At 68.8% G+C, this 17203-nt stretch carries 13 protein-coding genes; 5 read left to right on the forward strand and 8 right to left on the reverse strand.

Annotation, left to right across the window (positions count from 1 at the left end; genetic code table 11):
- Positions 1-300: 300 nt before the first annotated feature.
- Together ACLQ3B_RS12255 and ACLQ3B_RS12260 are read right to left on the reverse strand one after the other, a co-directional pair.
- Complete coding sequence (locus tag ACLQ3B_RS12255) at positions 301-1635, reverse strand: extracellular catalytic domain type 1 short-chain-length polyhydroxyalkanoate depolymerase (RefSeq protein ID WP_425780197.1); 1335 nt, start codon at positions 1633-1635, stop codon at positions 301-303.
- 306 nt (positions 1636-1941) lie between these two features.
- Positions 1942-2280, reverse strand: coding sequence for a YbaB/EbfC family nucleoid-associated protein (locus tag ACLQ3B_RS12260; protein ID WP_425780199.1), 339 nt, complete (start codon positions 2278-2280; stop codon positions 1942-1944).
- 183 nt (positions 2281-2463) lie between these two features.
- Here ACLQ3B_RS12260 and ACLQ3B_RS12265 point away from each other — a divergent pair, with 183 nt between their 5' ends.
- Positions 2464-2700 carry a cellulose binding domain-containing protein gene (locus tag ACLQ3B_RS12265; RefSeq protein WP_425780201.1) on the forward strand — a complete coding sequence of 79 codons (237 nt, stop codon included), beginning with the start codon at positions 2464-2466 and terminating at the stop codon, positions 2698-2700.
- A gap of 140 nt (positions 2701-2840) precedes the next feature.
- Here the strand turns inward: ACLQ3B_RS12265 and ACLQ3B_RS12270 are convergent, their stop codons facing one another.
- A complete protein-coding gene (locus tag ACLQ3B_RS12270) occupies positions 2841-3584 on the reverse strand; it encodes an AraC family transcriptional regulator (RefSeq protein WP_425780203.1) in 744 nt (247 codons plus the stop codon).
- A gap of 54 nt (positions 3585-3638) precedes the next feature.
- Here ACLQ3B_RS12270 and ACLQ3B_RS12275 point away from each other — a divergent pair, with 54 nt between their 5' ends.
- Positions 3639-4784: an MFS transporter gene (locus ACLQ3B_RS12275; RefSeq protein ID WP_425780205.1), complete on the forward strand. Its 1146-nt coding sequence runs from the start codon at positions 3639-3641 to the stop codon at positions 4782-4784.
- 56 nt (positions 4785-4840) lie between these two features.
- On the opposite strand, the gene ACLQ3B_RS12280 is transcribed toward ACLQ3B_RS12275, so the two are convergent.
- The 3 genes from ACLQ3B_RS12280 to ACLQ3B_RS12290 form a co-directional block, all read right to left on the reverse strand.
- Complete coding sequence (locus ACLQ3B_RS12280) at positions 4841-6313, reverse strand: RICIN domain-containing protein (RefSeq protein WP_425780207.1); 1473 nt, start codon at positions 6311-6313, stop codon at positions 4841-4843.
- Between the two features lie 115 nt (positions 6314-6428).
- Entirely contained in the window at positions 6429-9563 is a 3135-nt protein-coding gene (locus tag ACLQ3B_RS12285; protein WP_425780209.1) for an RICIN domain-containing protein, read from the reverse strand.
- A gap of 363 nt (positions 9564-9926) precedes the next feature.
- A complete protein-coding gene (locus ACLQ3B_RS12290) occupies positions 9927-12728 on the reverse strand; it encodes a M14 family zinc carboxypeptidase (RefSeq protein ID WP_425780211.1) in 2802 nt (933 codons plus the stop codon).
- A gap of 175 nt (positions 12729-12903) precedes the next feature.
- Here ACLQ3B_RS12290 and ACLQ3B_RS12295 point away from each other — a divergent pair, with 175 nt between their 5' ends.
- Positions 12904-13260: an effector-associated constant component EACC1 gene (locus tag ACLQ3B_RS12295; RefSeq protein WP_425780883.1), complete on the forward strand. Its 357-nt coding sequence runs from the start codon at positions 12904-12906 to the stop codon at positions 13258-13260.
- A gap of 55 nt (positions 13261-13315) precedes the next feature.
- Here the strand turns inward: ACLQ3B_RS12295 and ACLQ3B_RS12300 are convergent, their stop codons facing one another.
- Positions 13316-14659, reverse strand: coding sequence for a glycoside hydrolase family 18 protein (locus ACLQ3B_RS12300; RefSeq protein WP_425780213.1), 1344 nt, complete (start codon positions 14657-14659; stop codon positions 13316-13318).
- A 146-nt stretch (positions 14660-14805) separates the two neighbouring features.
- Between ACLQ3B_RS12300 and ACLQ3B_RS12305 the strand changes: the two genes are divergently transcribed.
- Positions 14806-15681, forward strand: a complete 876-nt coding sequence (locus ACLQ3B_RS12305) for a bile acid:sodium symporter family protein (protein WP_425780215.1) — start codon at positions 14806-14808, stop codon at positions 15679-15681.
- Between the two features lie 68 nt (positions 15682-15749).
- Here ACLQ3B_RS12305 and ACLQ3B_RS12310 read toward each other — a convergent pair whose 3' ends face one another.
- Positions 15750-16169 carry a PPOX class F420-dependent oxidoreductase gene (locus tag ACLQ3B_RS12310; protein ID WP_238676847.1) on the reverse strand — a complete coding sequence of 140 codons (420 nt, stop codon included), beginning with the start codon at positions 16167-16169 and terminating at the stop codon, positions 15750-15752.
- A 140-nt stretch (positions 16170-16309) separates the two neighbouring features.
- Here ACLQ3B_RS12310 and ACLQ3B_RS12315 point away from each other — a divergent pair, with 140 nt between their 5' ends.
- Positions 16310-17203, forward strand: coding sequence for an NAD-dependent epimerase/dehydratase family protein (locus ACLQ3B_RS12315; RefSeq protein WP_425780217.1), 894 nt, complete (start codon positions 16310-16312; stop codon positions 17201-17203).

Raw genomic sequence — 17203 nt, forward strand, 5'->3', positions numbered from 1 at the left:
ACACCTGGGGCGCCCTGCTGGGACCGTCGGCCCCAGCCCTGGCCGCCGGGTCGCGTCCCGCTGTTCGGAGTCCGGGCCCGAGCAGCGGGACGCCACCCGGTCCGAGCCGGGGCGCCGTCATCCATGGCAGCGACATCACCCCCCGCCGGCTACCGCCGAACCCGCGTGGTTGCCGGCCGGCGCCGGGCGACGGCCACGATCAGACCGGTGGCCCGGCTCGGGAAGGATCCCGAGCCGGGCCACACGCCGCACGAGCAACCGACGGGGTACGCCGAGGCGACGCCGACGTCGGTCAGCGGGTCAGCTTCGGGTCCACCGTTGGCTGTTCGTGCCGTTGCAGCTCGCCAGGACCGCTGGGGTGCCGTTGGCGGTGCCGGCGGCGTTGGGCGTCAGGCACAGGCCGGACTGCGCGCCGGTGACCGTGCCATCGGTGTTGACGTTCCACTGCTGGTTGGTGCCGCCGTTGCAGTCCCAGATGATCACCCGGGTGCCCGGCGAGGTCCCGGCGCCCTCGGCGTCCAGGCACTTCGTGCCGTACACCTGGAGTTGTTTCGTGCCGGTCGACGTCCACTGCTGGTTGGTGCCGCCGTTGCAGTCCCACAACGTCAGTTGCGTGCCGTTGGTCTGCGACCGGGACGGGACGTCCAGGCAGCGGTTCGCGCCGGTGTTTCGCAGCGGCGCCGCCGTGCCGCCGGGCGGTGGGGTGGTGGGACTCGTGGTGTCGAAGCCGAGGAACCGGACGGCCTGGGCGGCGTCGAACGGGATGGAGTGGCCGTACCCCTGGAAGCTGATCGCTTCGACGGGCGCCGTGCCGCCGGTGCCCCCGTATCGGGTGCGGGTGGCGCTGGTCTGCGGAGAGTCGGTGAAGCTGGGGGTCTGCGACACACCCAGCACGTTGGTCCACTGCTTGATCTGCTCACCGAAGTTGACGTAGCTGAGCGTGGTGTCCGTGGTGCCGTGCCAGATCTGGAACCGGGGACGCTTGCCGGAGTAGCCGGGGTAGGCGTTGCGGACCAGGTCACCCCACTGCTGCGCGGTCCTGACGATTCGTCCGCCGGAGCACTCGCTGTTCCACTCCGCGCCGTTGGTGGTGGCGAAGCACCCGAACGGCACCCCGGAGGAGCTGAAGCCGGCGTGGAACAGGTCCGGGTAGAGGCCCACCATCACGTTGGTCATCATGGCGCCGGAGGAGAACCCGCCCACGCCGATCCGGTTGGCGTCGACCGGGTAGCGGCTCCGAACATAGTCGACCATGGACTTGAGGCCGACCGGGTCGCTGCCGCCGTCACGTCGGAGGGCCTGCGGCGACGACACGTCCCAACACTTGCTGCTCCGGGTCACCGACGGGTAGATCACGATGAAGCCGTAACGGTCGGCGAGGGTGCTGAGCCCGAAGCCGCTGTGCACCGCCGGACCACTGCCGGTGCAGTAGTGCAGGGCGAGGAGCAGGGCCGGCTGCGCCGCGACCCGGTCCGGCACGTACAGGTGCATCTGCAGGTTCGTCGGGTTGGTGCCGAAGTTGGTCACCTGGGTGAGCGTCGCGGCCGACGCCGGGGTGGCGACCGTGACCACGGCCGTCATCGTCGCCAGGGCCGTCGCCAGCGCGGCGGCCAACAGTGCGATCCTTGATCTCATCGGCGGTTCCTCTTGTCGTGAGTCGGGGACCCAGCGGCAGTGCGGCGGTCCGGCGCGAGCGGTCCACGACGGCGCCTGGGCGGTCCCGAGGCGCGCGACGCCCGCCGCGCGTCACCGGCGGCTGCTGACAGATCCTGATGCGACGTCCGCATGCCCTGGGACGCCCTGACCACCGAGGTCAGACCAACGACGGCCCTCCCGGTGGGCCACGGACGCTGATCGCCTCGCATCGACTGTGAGCGATAACATGCCGTTCGTCAAGCCGTAACGTATGACGTCTGTGCCGCCACCATCATCCCCATCGCGCTAACCTCCGACATCTGGTCGGCTCTCGTCCGGGCCCAGGCGGCGCTGGTAGGAGTCGATGACGGCCTGGCCGGTCGGGTCACCGTCACCGATGGTTTCGCTGGTCGCCTCGGTGAGCCGTTGCAGCAGGTCGACGTGGGCGGCTCTGGTGGTTGCCATGATCTGGCGGGCGGTCTGGGCCGAGGAATATTGCCGGATCCGTTCATCGAGCCGCAGATCGATCAGCAGGCCGCTCGAGTCGACGGTCACCCGCACCGAGCGGTCCGGGCTGGTCGCGGTGCCGGTGAGCGTCTGCACCTGGGCGGCGAGGGTCTTCGCTCGGGCCGCCCGGTCAGCCATCGATGCTTCCCACTCATCGAGGCGGCGCCCTGCGGCGTCCAACGCGGCTTCGTCAGCCCACATGGCGACCCCCGGTGACATCGGCGGCCATCACCGCCTGGTCATCGCCACGGTAGCAATCGGTGGCGCTCGGTGTGGTCCCGTGGTGAGCGCGGCGAAGACGACGCCTGACACACCTTGAGATTGTCGAACCGGCAACGACTGGGCAACGGCTACATCGGCGGCGTCGAGATCATCAACAACTGGACCACCCCGATCGACGGCTGGACGCTCACCTGGGCGTGGCCCACCGGCTGGCAGCAGGTGAGCAGCGGGTGGAGCGCCACCCATGGCCTTCACGCTCAACGGCACCGTCTGCGCGGCCGGCTGATTGATTGGCCAGGGGCGTCGATGGTCAGGGCGGCTCGGGTTGGCCCCTGATGCAATCCCCGATGTGTGTGATGCCTGTGGGTCATCAAAATGACTCACAGGCATCACGCTCGTCCGGGAGGAGCCGGCCCCCACAACAGCGGCCGCAGTCAGCGCCCCTGGCGGACGCTGACCGTGGCCGAGCCGTCCTGTTACCGGCGCTCGTGTCTGCCCGGCGTGTGCCCGAAGGCGCGCCGGAAGACGTCGATGAACGCGCTGGCGGAGGACCATCCACACTGGTACGCCACGGCGGTGACCGGTACGCCCTCGGCCAGCATCACCAGGGCGCGGTGCAGCCGCAGTTGGGTACGCCACTGCGGGAACGTCATGCCGAGGTCGGAACGGAACAGGCGCGACAGCGTACGGTCACTTCCGCCCACCTGCCTACCGAGCGCGGCCAGGGTGCGGTTGTCGGCCGGGTCGGCGGACAGGATCGCGCAGAGCGCCCTCAATCGGGGCTCGGTGGGCGTGGGCAGGTGCACGGGCTGCGTTGCCGAGGACCGCAACTGGTCGAGAAGGACGGCCCGCAGCCGCGCACGTGCGGGGCTGTCGTCTCGGGGGGCGCGGGTGTAGGCGAGGATCAGCTCGCGCAGCAGCGGCCCGACGGCCAGCACGGTCGGCTCCGTCAGATTCAGCGGGTCCTCAGTCGCGGGCAGGCCGATCAGGTGCAGTTCGAGTGCGCCGTGGGCCTGGTGTGCGTGCGCGGTCCCGGCGGGCACCCAGATGGCGCGGCTGGCCGGGACGACCCAGGCACCCGCGTCGGTGGTGATGGCCAGCACGCCACGAGCGGCGTAGACGATCTGATGGTCGTCGTGGCGGTGCACGTCGATCACCGACCCGGACGCCAACTGCTGGGCGCGAGTCGGTGCCACCGGCCGGTGGCGGATTATCGTCATTGGTTGGCAGGTTATCGGAAGCCCGACAGGTCGGGAAGCGGCGAGCATGGCGGCGTGCGGAGGAACAGAACGATCATCTTGCTGTCCGTCGGGCATGGTTGCGTGGACGTCTACCAGGGCGCCGTGGCCGCGCTCGTACCGTTCTTCATCGCCGAGCGTGCCTACACCTACGCGGCTGCCTCCGGCGTGGTGCTCGCCGCCTCGCTGCTCTCCTCGGTGGCGCAGCCGCTGTTCGGTGCGCTGACGGACCGGTGGGCAATGCCCTGGCTGTTGCCACTGAGCACGATCCTGGGCGGACTGGGAATCGCGTGCAGCGGCCTCACCGGTTCGTACCCGTTGACGCTGGCGTTCGTGGCCGTCTCCGGGATCGGAGTCGCGGCGTACCATCCCGAGTCCGCCCGGGTCGCGCGGATCGCCAGCGGCGGAAGCCACACCGGGATGAGTTGGTTCTCCCTCGGCGGCAATCTCGGCTTCGCCGTCGCGCCCATTCTGGTCGCCGCCGTCGTCGCCAGCGGCGGTCTGCGACTCACTCCGCTGCTCGTGGTGCCGGCCCTCGCGGGCAGCGTGCTGTGCCTGCCCGTCCTTCGCGCACTGCGAGCGACGACGGGGGCCGGCTCCGATACCCCCCGCTGGGTCGGGACCGACGACAGAGCCTCGTTCGGCCGGCTGTCGCTGGCCGTAATCTGCCGCTCCATCGCCTTCGCCGGTCTGGGCACATTCCTGGCGCTCTACGCACCGCAGCGCACCGGCGGAGGGACCTTTGCGGGAACGGCGGCGCTGGTGGTGCTCTACCTCGGTGGAGCGGTGGGTACGGTGCTGGGGGGCAACCTGGCCGGCCGCTGGGACCGGGTCACCGTCGTGCGCTGGTCGTACCTGCTGAGCGTCGCCGCCGTCGCGGGGGTCGTGTTCGTCCCCGGGCCGGCGTTCTATCTGTTCGTGGCGCTCACCTCAGCCGGGCTCTACATCCCGTTCTCGCTCCAGATCACCCTTGGCCAGGACTACCTCCCTACCCGCGTGGGCACCGCGAGTGGCATCACCCTGGGCCTGACCGTCAGCGTCGGTGGCCTGGTCAGTCCGCTCATCGGCAGTGTCGCCGACGCGACCACCCTCCAGGTGGCCCTGGCCCCGCTGATCCTGATGCCCGCGCTGGGTTGGCTGCTGTTCCGCACCCTCCCCGAGCCGCCCGCCCCGAGGCGTTGAAGCACGCGGCGGCGGGTGTGGCAGACCGTGCCGCACGGTCTGCCACCCCGCCCCGGTCAGACTCCGGTCCTTGTCCAGCGCTGGTTGTTGGTGCTTCCGCAGGTCCACTGCTGGATGTCCACGCCGTCTCCGGTTCCTGACTGGTACACGTCCAGACACTTGCCGCTGTGCCGGGCCACGAGCCGGAAGTTGCCACCCTGGGACTGCCATTGCCACTGCTGGTTTTGGCCGTTGCCGCACGTCCACTGGACGATGTTCGCGCCGTCTGCGGTGGAGGCGGAGGCGACGTCGAGGCACTTGCCGCTGTTCTGGTTGACAATGCGGAAGTAGCCGCTACCGGCGTCCTCGAAGCGCCACTTCTGGTTGCTGCCGCCCAGGTAGCTCCATTGCTTGATCTCGGCGCTGTCGGCCGTGGACCGCCCGGTCACGTCCATCACCTTGCCGCTGTTGACGTTGTTGATCCGGTAATGGGTTCCCGAGGGCGGGGGCGTCGTGGAGCCGTCGCCGACGGTGTCGCCATAGGCATAGCGGATCCGGTCGGCGCCAGAAGTGTTGCGGATGGTCAAGTTGAGATTGGTGCCGCTGCCACTGAGGGCGAACATCGAATACCAGTCGTGACCGGAGCCGGAGTTCTTGCCGCCGAGGGCGGGCCAGTAGGTGCCGCCCATCTGGTTGTCGCGCATGACCTGAGCCATGGCGCGGATGTGGCGCACGAAGTTGTCGGTGCTGTTCGCGTCGGCGTAGTTGAGACCGTTGTCCATGGGCCCGCCGAACTCGGTCGCGACCGCCCGGGAGGCACAGTTGCCCAGACGCGTCTGCATGTGACTTCGCCAGGCGTCGTAGGTCATCGAGCCGTAGAAGAAAGCGTAGTGGTGGAAGGACAGCAGCGTGCCGTTGAAGCGGCTGTCGTTGCAGACGTCGCGCAGGTCCTGGCTTGCGCCAGTGCCGCCGATGAGCACCCGGCTGGGCACCGCCGAGTAGTGGGTGCTGAGCCAGTTGGCTGCGATGTCGCGCCACTGTGCCGAGCTGTAACCGCCCGGCTCGTTCATTGGCTCGAAGTACACGTTGGTGTTCGAGCCGTAGGCGCTGGTCACGCTGGACCACATCGTGTTCCACGCGGCGAGGTTCGCGATCCTCGCGCCAGAGTTATGGTCCGTCCAAAAGGCGAGGATGACCTTGAATCCACGGGCAGTGGCGGCGTCAATGGCGCCCCGGTAGGCGTTCCACCAGGTGGTGTTGGCCACTGTCTGAGTGTTGATGGGCAGCCGGACGGTGTTGATCCCCATGGTGGAGGCCATGTCGTCGTAGAGGGCATTGGCCTTGGCCTGCACCGTCGCGTAGCTGTCGGATTGGCTCAGGCCCTGCACGACGAGCGGGCTGGTGCTGAAGTTGTCACCCAGTTGAGCCCAGTTCATGCCTCTGAACTGGCTGGTGGCGGCAGCGGCTGGGCCGGCGGTAGCGGTGATGGCGATTGCCGCCGCGGCAGCCGTGGTCGCCATCACCGCACTGGTGGCCACGAGCCTGGCCATTCGCGACAGGGGGCGGCTGAACATGGCAGGTCGCATATGCGTCGTCCTTTCTGTTGGGGGACGGGGACGGGGACGGGACGATGCGGTACCTATTGGCCGTCCGGCGCGACCGGCATCACGGCCGGACGGCCCCGACGGCATCCACGACGAGACTGCCGCTGCGCACCATGATCTCCACGGTGTGCGTGCCGGCGCCGAGGTTGCGCAGGGCGTACGTCGGATAGAACTCGGGAGAGGCGAGCGTGCTCGCTGCGGAGTTGACCACCGTGCCGTCGACCCTGACCTGCAGGACGGCCGAGCCGTTGTTCGGCCCGATGATGTCCAGTCCGGTGCCGGCGAAGGTGTAGGTCAGCGTCGAGCCGCTTCCCTGGCTGGTTGAGAGGCTCCGCTGAATGTTGTACATACTCTTACCGTTTTCGTGCGCCCAGGACCCGCCGTACACCAGCTTCCTGGCGGGCGGGTTGGCCAGGTCGGACATCTCCAGGTTGTCCAGCACCTCGGAGTAGTACGGCGGGCTTCCGTCGACCGTCTCCACCCGGAGGTTGTCAAACCGGGTGAAGTAGTAGCCGCTGCCCAGCGTGATCCGGCCGGACAGCTTGGGATTCGGGTCGGTGTAGGTGGCCAGTGTGACGCCGTCGAGGTAGGCGGTCACCGTGTTTCCGACGCCCCTCAGCGCGATGTTGTGCCACGCGTTGTGAGCGGTGTTGAACCCACCGATCCGCACGCCGCCGGCGCCGCTGACCACGTTGCCGCTGGCGACCGCGCTGTTGTTGACCAGCAACTGCCAGCCCCCGTCGAAGGTGAACCTCACCGAGTACGGCGCACCGTTGTCACCGTGCTGCTCGCGGATGCCCAGCCGGGCGTGGTTGGCGCCGTTCTGGGTGCTGCTGTTCTCGAAGGAGACGTCGACACTGGCCTTGTAGTTGAGCCACCGGCTGTCACCGATCCTGGTGACCGCGTCCCCGCCGTTCCACGCACCGCCCAGGCCCTGGCTCGGGCCGTCCAGCTGCTGGCGCAGCACGTAATTGGTCGATCCGTCCGGCTGGTACGCCTCGAAGGCGCCGTTGCGGTCGCTGGCGTAGCGCGGGATGACGCTCCTGGCGCCGCCACGCGACGTGATGAAGTCCTCCGTGCCGGTGATGGTGCCGCCACTGCCGATCACCGGGACCGTCTTGCCGGAGTAGTCGAAGCCGTCGGCGTAGAGGATGTTGTCGCTGGTGCTCTGCACGTCGCCGGAGATGTCGGTGTCCAGCACGGTGCGCTGGCCCTCCACCGGCAGGGGTTCCAGGTAATCGGGCTTGGTGTGGTTGGCCAGCGTCGTCACGGTGACGACCGAGTTCGGCCGGACCGTCACGGAGTACACCCCGCCGTCACCGGCCGGGACGCTGCCGAGGTGCTTCAGGTAGTTGGCGTTGAACGCCTGGCCGGGGTCGGCCGCGCGGGTTTCCCACAGCTGTAGGGCCGGCGTGCCGGAGTAGGCCATGTTCACCGGCTGGAGGCGGTACGACTGGGTGTACTCGCTGTCGTTCATGAAGACGGTGGAGAAGTTGCGCCTGTCGGGCGCGGCGAGCGTGAGATAGCTGGGCGTGCCGTTGCGTCCGACCACCGGGTTCGTCCCGGTCGCTCCGGTATAGCTGGATTCGGGGACGGCGCGCCAGATACCGGCCGTGTTGCTGGAGTTCTCCCAGCCGGTCTTGGCGAACCAGCTGAAGTGCCGCAGCACGTCGATGGCGGCGTCGTAGTGCAGCCAGCCCGACCAGGGATCACGGGCGCTGACGACCTCCTTGTAGGAGTACTGCCCACCCTCGTAGAAGGACCCGATGGCCGGTTGGTAGATGAAGTTGGTCCGGCGCGAGTTGACGAATCCCTTGATGATGGTGTTTCCCATCTCCAGGGCGCTGTTGGTGCCGCCGATGCCGGTTCCGACCACCGACGGGGACCGCATGTTGTTGTTGGGGCGCAAGGCGGAGTTGCCGAACGTCGCCTGTGCTTCGCTGTTCCAGATCTCCTTGTCGTAGTCCATCGCCAGGCGCTTGAAGTTGCCGGCGCTGTCGTCGTCCGGGCTGTAGTGGTAGCCGGCCGCCGCCACCACGTCGCGCAGGCCGGCGTCGCCGATCATGCTGCCGCCGAACGACCCGACACCGACCTCGTCGGAGATGACGACCTTGAGCTGGTTGTACCGGGATTGCTCTGTCGAGTTGGCGAAATCGGCGCTGTCGGTCCTGACCCGGTTGGCGTAGGTCTTGGTCCAGTTCAGGTCCGCCCCACGCTCGTTGAGACCCGGGTTGACGTAGTCGACCATGAACCCGTAGGTCCGGTACGCGCTCAGGATGGTCTTCTTGAACCAGGTGTAGACCTTGTCGTTGCTGTTCACCCAGCCGGGGGAGTTCCAGCGCAGCAGGGACACCTTGACGTTGGGGTTGACCTTCTTCGCGTCGGCCGCGAGTTGGAAGCCCTGCGCACGCTTGACGTTGGGGGTCTCGGACTCCCAACGCATGGTCGAGGGGTCCGGTCCGGTGGAGTTGTTGCGGTCGTTGCCCATCTCGATCTTCACGTTGGTGAAGACCGGACTCTCCCCACCGAAGAGGACCCGCAGCAGCTGTGCGTACGCGGTCGGGCTCTGGGCCTTGTAATCCATCAGCAACTCGCTGGTGCTGTTGGCGCTGAGCGCACCGAAGCCCTTGAACGTCAGGCCGTTGACGTTGCCAGCGCGGATGTTGTTGCCGTCCACCGTGATCGTGCCCGATCCCGGAGTCGACACGTCGGTGACGATCCACTGCTGGTTGGTGCTGCCGCTGTTCGCGTACTGGACGAGGTTGGCGCCGTCGGACGTGCTGCCCCCGCCATCCAGGTACAGCCCGTTGGCCCGGTTCCTGAACTTGGCGTAGCCGCCGGAGTCCTCCCGGGTCCACTGCTGGTTGGTGCTGCCGCTGCCACTCCACTGGCCGCAGATGGATCCGCCCGTCGTGCGGCCCATCCCGTCCAGGTAGAGGCCGGTGGCCCGATTCTTGATCCGGACGTAGTCGCCGACGGCATCGATCGTCCACTGCTGGTTGTCGCTGGACGACGAGGAATATTGGCCGACTGCGGCGCCGTTGGTGGTCCGGCCCATGCCGTCGATGAACTTGCCGGTGGTCCGGTTGCCCAGTTTGACGTAGGCGGCGGCTACTTCCATGGTCAGGCCCACTGGCGTGGGTGCGACCGGCATGGCTACCACGTACGTCAGGGCAAGCGCTGCGACCGACAGCATGCTCAGCGCGGTGGGCCTGACGCGGGCACGGCGCGGGCGGGCTATTCCCGGAGTCTGCCGAGGCGGAGCGGATCGAGGGCTGGTCATGAGATCTCCAGTCAACCGGTCAAGGTGTGGCAGGCGACGCCTCGGACTCGCCGGCCTGCGGTGTCCAGAGGTGGCACGTCGTCGTCCGATCACATCGATTCATATTTATACCATCCGGATCTAGAGTTGCCAGGAACGGACAGAGACGTTCAAGAACGTTCAGACTCGACCATCCGCCGTCAGGCTGGAGGTCGCCGGGAAGTCATAGCCGGAAGCACGAACGGAAGCGCCCGCCCCCAGCCGAGGGGACGGGCGCTTTCGCTGTGCGGGGCCGCGTCAGCCCACCACCGACCGCAGTGGCACCTTGGCGGCATTCAGCGCGCGTACCAGATCTCTTGCGAACGGGTGCTCGTCGACCTGGAGTCCCTGGGGGTTCGGGATCACGACGTACGCCGAGCCGTTCTTCGCGGACGCCTGCGCGTCGGTGGTGAAGCGTTCGACGATCGCCCGGGTGCGGGGTAGGTCACCGGCGGCCACCTGGATGGTGATCGGCCGCCACCCGCTGCCCAGGTCCGGCGTCACCGGCGCGGCGGCGGCGCTGGCGCGCGCCGCGTCGGTGCCCGGCGCGCGTCGGGCGCCCGGCGGGTTCGCCGGGTAGAGCAGCGCGTTGGCGACCAGGTGCAGACCATTTTCGTTGTACGCGCGGAAGAGCGGATTGAACGCGAACAGCACCGCCCGACCGGCGCCGGTCGGCTCGTCGACGACGGCCGCCGTGCCCTTCAGCGTCTCCGCCCCGACTGTGTAACCGTTGGCCCAGAACGTGTCACCCGTCGGGTAGGTGAGCACGTTCGTCCCGGTGGTGCTCGGGGTGAGGATCGGGTCGCTGTTGTTGAACTCGAAGTCCTCCGCCGGGCGACCCAGCGCCACCGGGCTGTCCTGGTCGACGTCGACCCGCAGGTGCGAGCCGATCACCAGGTAGTCCGCCGGTTTGGTCTTCTCGGTGGTGGAGGTGAGCCCGGCGGCGCGGGCCACCCGGGTGCCCTCGTTGCGCAGCCCGAGGTAGGTGTGGCCCTGGCCGATCCAGTCACGCAGGTTGGCCTGCCCGGCGGCGGTCAGGCCGCCGGTGGCGCTGCTGCCGTCCGGCACCAGCAGCACGGTGCGCCCGGTGAAGGCTTCGGTGTTGTCGTTGATGTCGGCAGTGGTGACCGGTGTGAGGTCGAGCCCCCACCGCTTGCCGAGCACGTAGCGGGCCTCGCCGTGCGAGCCGGAGGTGGTGGAGATGCCGGTGCCCTGGAACAACCCCACGTCGGGCAGGTCGAGGCGGCTGCCGGCGGGTCGACCGCCCGGGGTGAGGGTGACCCCGAGGGATGCGGCCAGCCCGTCCACGGTCCGGTTCACCTTGGCCGCCGGGATGGCGACCCTGCTGGTCGCGAGGTCGCGGACCAGGGGGACGCCACGGCCGAGCAGGCTGAAGGTGAACTCCGCGGCGGCGGCCGAGTCGAGCGGGTACGTGTACGAGCCCCAGGGCCACGCCGCACCGGTGCGACCGCCGGAGAGCTTGCGGACCAGTTCCGCCCTCGGCCGGACGGTGTCTCCGGTGTAGATGGTGTTGATGCCCATCAGCAGCGGGTTGCTCCAGGACGACACGTCGTAGAAGTACGGGAACGGGACGTACGGGTCCTCGCCCATGATGGCCTGGATCCAGTGCTTCTGCGGTTGGTCCATCGGAATCCAGTACGCGCCCTCGGGCACCGTCACGTTTGTGGCGCTGCGACCGCCGAAGACCCGGGCGGTGGGCACCTGGGTGGCCTTCTGCACCTCGTACACCTCGACGTCCATCCGGCGTAGCCGCTCGACGAGTTGGCGGACGTCGGCGAGTTGCCGGTCAGGCAGCAGGAAGTACGAGCGGATGGTGAGGTCGGGCACCGGGAACTGGACCTCGTTGGTGGGCTGCACCACCTCGTTCGGCTCCAACGTGCCGGCCCTGCCCTGGGCGAGCGCGTCGGTCCAGATGTCGAAGTAGCCGTCCAGCACCTCGCGCTTGTTCGCGGCGGCCCAGCCGAGCGTCGACCACTGGGTGTGGAACTGCTGCTGGACCCGGTCGGCCACGGCCGACGCGCTGCCCTTCTCGTACGTCATGCCGGCCGCGCCGAAGCCGGTGGTCGGCACCGTGTCGCCGTAACCCATGAAGAACATGTCGTACGTGTCGTAGTTGAAGTAGCACTCGGTGAAGGCGGTGTCGTCGCAGGCGCCGTTGAAGCCGAAGCCGGCCTTGTTGGCCGCGCCGATCCGGTTGATCCAGTCCACCGCCTCACCGGCGATCTCGTGGTGGATCGGGTCGGCGTTGGGCGGGAAGAAGTACTGCCGGCCGCCCATCTCGTGCGCGTCGATGAAGACCTGCGGCGGGTAACGGCGCAGCAGTTCGAGTTTGCCGTCGGTTTCCTGCTGGGTGCGGGCGAACCAGTCCCGGTTCAGGTCGAAACCGAACTCGTTCTGCCGGCGGGTCGCGTCGCGGCCGTCCGGGTTCTGGGTGGGGACGATGATGGTGACCAGGTTGTCGTTGCGTTGGGCGACCGCGCAGGACAGGCCCGCCGCCAACTCGTACAGCGTCTTGAGCGCCGCGTCGGCGCCGCTCTTCTCGCCGCCGTGCACGTTCGCGGTGACCCAGACGATGGCCGGGCTGTCCTTCGCCGTGCGGGCGGCCGTCCGCGCGCTGGTCCGGCGCGGGTCGCGTAGATCGCGGACGTCGTCGGCGATCTCGCGCAGCGCGGCGGGCCGCACGTGGCGCTCATTGGACACCACCGCGTACGGCAACGGCTGGCCGAGCACGCTCGTGGTCATCACGCCGGTGACGACCCGGTTGGAGGCGCGATCGACGGCCCCGAGGTAGGTCCGGACCTCGTCGTTGGTGACGACCCGCTCCTGCCCCGCGCCGAGCGGGAAGCCGAGCACGTTCTCCGGAGTGGGCACCGTGCCCAACCGGGCGGTCGGGTCGTCGCTGCACCGGGAGGGCTGGGCGGCGCTCGCGGCCGGTGTGCCGCCGAGCAGGGGAGTCATGCCGAGCAGGAGCGTGATCGTGGCGGCACTCGCCAGCCGCCTGGCGGGGGTCATCCGGAACGGGCGCATCGATGGGGCCATGAGTCGTGTTTCCCCTCTCGGGAACAACCTCGCAGTGGCCGGAGCCTATGAACCGGCCGTCATGGCGGTCAAGGGTTGATCGACAAAGTTGACTACGCCGCGTGCCGGTTCCGACGCGGACTGGCAGGATGGTGGCGTGGGCTTGTCGTCGTTGGGAGGAGGAGACGTGCCGGAGATGATCACGCTCTCGGTCGATCCGGATCTTCCGTCCGCCGATGCTCGGCGGTCACTGGCGTCCTGGCTGCGCGCCGAGGAGCGGCTGCGGAAGGGGGTGACCACGACGTCCCCCGAGGGGATGTCGGCGGACCGCACCGACGTACTGCAAGTGGCGGCCGGCGACGCGGGCACCGCCATGGTGCTGGTGCAGGCGATCGCCGGTTGGCTGACCCACCGCCGCGACGATGTGACGGTCACGCTCAGCCGGCCCGACGGCTGGTCGGCGGAGTTGGACGTGCACCGGGCTCGGGACATGGACCAGGTGACCGCGCTCATCGAGGCCGCGGTGCGCGCGGTGACACCTTCGGGGAAGTAGACGGCCCGCCGCCAGCCGAGGTCGGCCGGCGACGGGCCGGGTGGCACACGTTCGACTACCAGGTCGTCAGGCCCAGGCCGATCGTCTTGGTCAGCGTGGCGTTGTCGTCGTCGCCGTCGAGCGACCAGATCATGGCGCCGGCCAGGCCGGCCCGTCGGATGTAGAGCGTCTTCTGCAACACGACAGCCGGATCGTCGTACGTCCACAGCGTCGTACCGTCGAACAACCAGGCGTGCCCGGCACGCAGGTCGCGGTGCACGCTGTAGCCGTGGCCGGCCAGGGTCTTGAGCACCTTGTAGTCCTCGTACCCGGCCTCGAAGGTGGCCGGTGCGGGCCCGGTGGCCGGCTGGAACAGGCCGTTGCCGCCGCCGGTGATGCCGGTCCAGCCGCGACCGTAGTAGGGGATGCCGAGCACGAGCTTGTCCCGTGGCGCGCCCCGGGCGATCCACCCGTCGATGGCCACCTCGACGGAGAAGTCCGGGTTGTCCGGTGCGCCTGCCGGGACGCGAAGCGCCGACTGCTGGTTGGCCCGCGCGTCCCAGCCGCCGTGGAAGTCGTACCCCTGCACGGTGGCGAAGTCCAGGTACTTGAAGATCTTGCGACCCTCGTAGCCGGCGTCCATGGTGGCCGGGCTGGCCGGCAGGAACGCGGTCAGCGGGTGGTGCGCACGGGTCGTGCGCCCGTACGCGTCGAGCTGCCGGCGGAACTCGGCGAGCAGTTTGGTGAAGTTCTCCCGGTCCTCCGGGCGGATGACGTTGCCGGGCTCACCCTCCCAGTTGGGCCACTCCCAGTCGAGGTCGACGCCGTCGAAGACGCCGGCCGCGGCACCCGGGCCGCCGGCGACCCCGTCACCGCCGGGCAGGTTCCCCTTGAGGTAGAGGTCGATGCAGGACGCGACGAACGCCTTGCGGGAGGCGTCGGTGCGGGCCGCGTTCGAGAAGTACGTCGACCAACTCCAGCCGCCCAGCGAGATCAGCACCTTCAGTTCGGGGTGCTTGGCCTTGAGCTTGGCGAGCTGGCCGAAGTTGCCGTTGAGCGCCTGGCCCGGTGCGTCCGCGACACCGTCGACGCTCTCCTCGGCCGGAACGGGACGCTGGTAGTCGGCCCAGGCGTCGCCCTCGCCCGGCCCGCCGTCCACGTAGCACCGGCCGTCCTCGCTGACGTTGCCGAAGGCGTAGTTGAGGTGGGTGAGGCGGCTCGCCGCCCCGGAGGTTTCGAGCTTCTTGACCGGGAAGGCCCGGCCGTAGATGCCCCACTGGGTGAAGTAGCCGACCCGGTGGTAACCGGTGCGGCGCTTGTGGTTGTCACCGGCGCTGGCGGCGGTGGGTGGCGCGGCGGTGACCAGCAGGGTCGCCAGGGCGACGACGGCGGTGAGACGGCGGTGGCGGAATGGTCGCATCGGCACACTCCCACGAGACAACAAGCAGAATTAGTAAAGAGACTTATCTGATTGATGAAGTTAAGCCGATCACCGCCCGGGGTCAAGAGTCACCCAGCCAGATGGGGGATTGTGACGCCGTTACCGGGTGGTAACCATGTTGTGCCATGGACTCCGCCGTGACTCTGATCGGACTACCCGTCGCCCTCGGCATCATCATGCTCGGTCTCGGTCTCGGACTGACCATGGCGGACTTCCGCCGGGTGGCCCATCATCCCCGAGCCGCCGTCATCGCACTGGTGTGCCAGGTGCTGGTGCTGCCGGCGCTCTGCTTCTGCCTCGTCCTCGCGTTCGACCTCGCACCCGAGTTGGCCGTCGGCATGATGCTGCTCGCCGCCTCACCGGGCGGCACCACGGCCAACCTCTACAGCCACCTGTTCGGCGGGCACGTGGCCCTGAACATCACCCTGACCGCCCTCAACTCGGTGCTCGCCGTGGTCACCCTGCCGATCCTGGTCAACCTGTCGGCGGCGTACTTCCTCCCCGACGGGAGGAGCATCGGCCTGCAGTTCGACAAGGTGCTCCAGGTCTTCGCCATCGTGCTCGTCCCGGTCGCGATCGGCATGCTCATCCGGGCGCGGATGCCGCACGTGGCCGAGCGGCTGAACCGCCCGGTCCGGATCCTCTCCGTCGTCGTGCTCGTCGCGGTGATCGCCGGCGCGGTGCTCGGCGAGCGGGAGAACATCGCCGACTACTTCGTCTCGGTCGGCCTGGCCGTGCTCGCCTTCAACCTGCTCAGCCTCGCCATCGGGTACGGGGTGCCGCGGCTCGCCGGTGTCGACCGGAGCGCCGCCACGGCCGCCGGTTTCGAGATCGGCATCCACAACAGCACCCTGGCCATCACGATCGCGCTCAGCCCGGCGCTACTCGACAACACCCAGATGGCGATCCCGGGCGCCGTCTACGGCATCGTCATGTTCTTCACCGCGGCGGCCTTCGGCTACCTGGTGACCCGCGTCGGCGCCCGGTCCGCCACCCCCTGACACCCTGACGGCTGACGCCGTGGCGCCCTGACATGTCGCCGTCAGGACGCCACGGCGGACGGCAGCGGTCAGCCGACCTGGTTGTTGTCCTTCTGCGCGCCCCAACCGTGCCAGCGGTCGATCTCGATCAGGGCACTGACCCGGGCACGTTCCCGGCGTGGGTACGCGTTGCCCGTGTAGTGCTTCGACAACCTGTCGATGTCCGCGAGGCCCTCGTCGGCACGCAGTTCGGCGACGTGCCCGATGATGCTGACGTGGGTGTACCAACCAGCCTCGTCGAGCACTGTGAGAGACACCCGGGGGTCGTTGCGGACGTGCTCCAGCCGCCGGCGGCTCTCGTCCATGTTCACCAGGATCCGGCCGTCCTCCCACAGGTACCAGGTGGCGGCGGACACCGGCTGGCCACCGTTGCGAAGGGTGGTCATGACGGCGGGGTTCGGCTTCTGGAGCATGGCGACCGCGGCCTCGGGAAGCGGTGGCTTGGACATGAGGTCTCCTCGTCGCGACAACGTTTACCCCTGCACGTTACGCACCCACCCGCCCGATCGCGCTCGGATCACGATCACGGCGCGGCGGGCCAAGCCCACCCGGCTGCCGGGCTGACGCGGCCTGCGGCGAAGATGTGGTCATGAGCAATTCCGCACTGCCCAGGCGTGTTGTCGTCACCGGCGCCACCGGCAAGCTCGGCCGTGCCGTGGTCGCCCACCTGCGCTCCGTGGGCGTCGACGTGCTGGCGGTGGACCGCGCCGGTGGCCGCGATCCGCGCGACGTGAACGGCGAGTTCCTGCTTGTCGACCTGACCGACTACGGGCAGGTGGTGGAGGCGTTCACCGGGGGCGCCGACGAGCACGCGGGCGGCGTCGACGCGGTCGTGCACCTGGCGGCGGTCCCGGCCCCTGGGCTGATGTCGAACGCGACCACCTTCGCGAACAACTCGGCCGCGACGTACAACGTGTTCGCCGCCGCCCGGGCCGCCGGAATCAAGCGGGTCGTGTGGGCGTCGAGCGAGACGGTGCTCGGGCTGCCGTTCGACACCCCGCCGCCGTACGCGCCTGTCGACGAGGAGTACGCGCCACGGCCCGAGTCGACGTACTCGCTGAACAAGGCCCTGGAGGAGGAGATGGCGCGGCACTTCTGCCGGTGGGACCCGGAGCTGGTCATGGTCGGTCTGCGCTTCTCCAACGTCATGGACGTCGAGGACTACGCGCCGTTCCCCTCGTTCGACGCCGACCCGCAACTGCGCCGGTGGAACCTGTGGGGCTACATCGACGCTCGCGACGGTGCCCAGGCGGTCGAGCGCGCGCTCGCGCACGACCAGCCCGGCGCCGACGTCTTCATCATCGCCAACGGCGACACCGTCATGACCCGGTCCAGCGCCAGCCTGATGGCCGAGGTGTACCCGGGCGTCGAGATCCACAAGGAGCTGGGTGAGCACGAGACGTTGCTCAGCATCGACAAGGCCCGCCGGGTGCTGGGGTACGAGCCGCAGCACTCCTGGCGGGACCACGTCGACGTGCTGTAG

The organism is Micromonospora sp. DT53, from assembly GCF_049841535.1.
Taxonomy (GTDB): domain Bacteria; phylum Actinomycetota; class Actinomycetes; order Mycobacteriales; family Micromonosporaceae; genus Micromonospora.

What these genes read in the sequence shown, in the direction of transcription:
- ACLQ3B_RS12255 (WP_425780197.1), bottom strand. Translation starts at nt 1,635, where the DNA reads ATGAGATCAAGGATCGCACTGTTGGCCGCCGCGCTGGCGACGGCCCTG.
- ACLQ3B_RS12270 (WP_425780203.1), bottom strand. Translation starts at nt 3,584, where the DNA reads ATGACGATAATCCGCCACCGGCCGGTGGCACCGACTCGCGCCCAGCAG.
- ACLQ3B_RS12310 (WP_238676847.1), bottom strand. Translation starts at nt 16,169, where the DNA reads ATGTCCAAGCCACCGCTTCCCGAGGCCGCGGTCGCCATGCTCCAGAAG.
- ACLQ3B_RS12295 (WP_425780883.1), top strand. Translation starts at nt 12,904, where the DNA reads ATGATCACGCTCTCGGTCGATCCGGATCTTCCGTCCGCCGATGCTCGG.
- ACLQ3B_RS12290 (WP_425780211.1), bottom strand. Translation starts at nt 12,728, where the DNA reads ATGGCCCCATCGATGCGCCCGTTCCGGATGACCCCCGCCAGGCGGCTG.
- ACLQ3B_RS12315 (WP_425780217.1), top strand. Translation starts at nt 16,310, where the DNA reads ATGAGCAATTCCGCACTGCCCAGGCGTGTTGTCGTCACCGGCGCCACC.
- ACLQ3B_RS12280 (WP_425780207.1), bottom strand. Translation starts at nt 6,313, where the DNA reads ATGGCCAGGCTCGTGGCCACCAGTGCGGTGATGGCGACCACGGCTGCC.
- ACLQ3B_RS12305 (WP_425780215.1), top strand. Translation starts at nt 14,806, where the DNA reads ATGGACTCCGCCGTGACTCTGATCGGACTACCCGTCGCCCTCGGCATC.
- ACLQ3B_RS12260 (WP_425780199.1), bottom strand. Translation starts at nt 2,280, where the DNA reads ATGGCTGACCGGGCGGCCCGAGCGAAGACCCTCGCCGCCCAGGTGCAG.
- ACLQ3B_RS12300 (WP_425780213.1), bottom strand. Translation starts at nt 14,659, where the DNA reads ATGCGACCATTCCGCCACCGCCGTCTCACCGCCGTCGTCGCCCTGGCG.
- ACLQ3B_RS12285 (WP_425780209.1), bottom strand. Translation starts at nt 9,563, where the DNA reads ATGCTGTCGGTCGCAGCGCTTGCCCTGACGTACGTGGTAGCCATGCCG.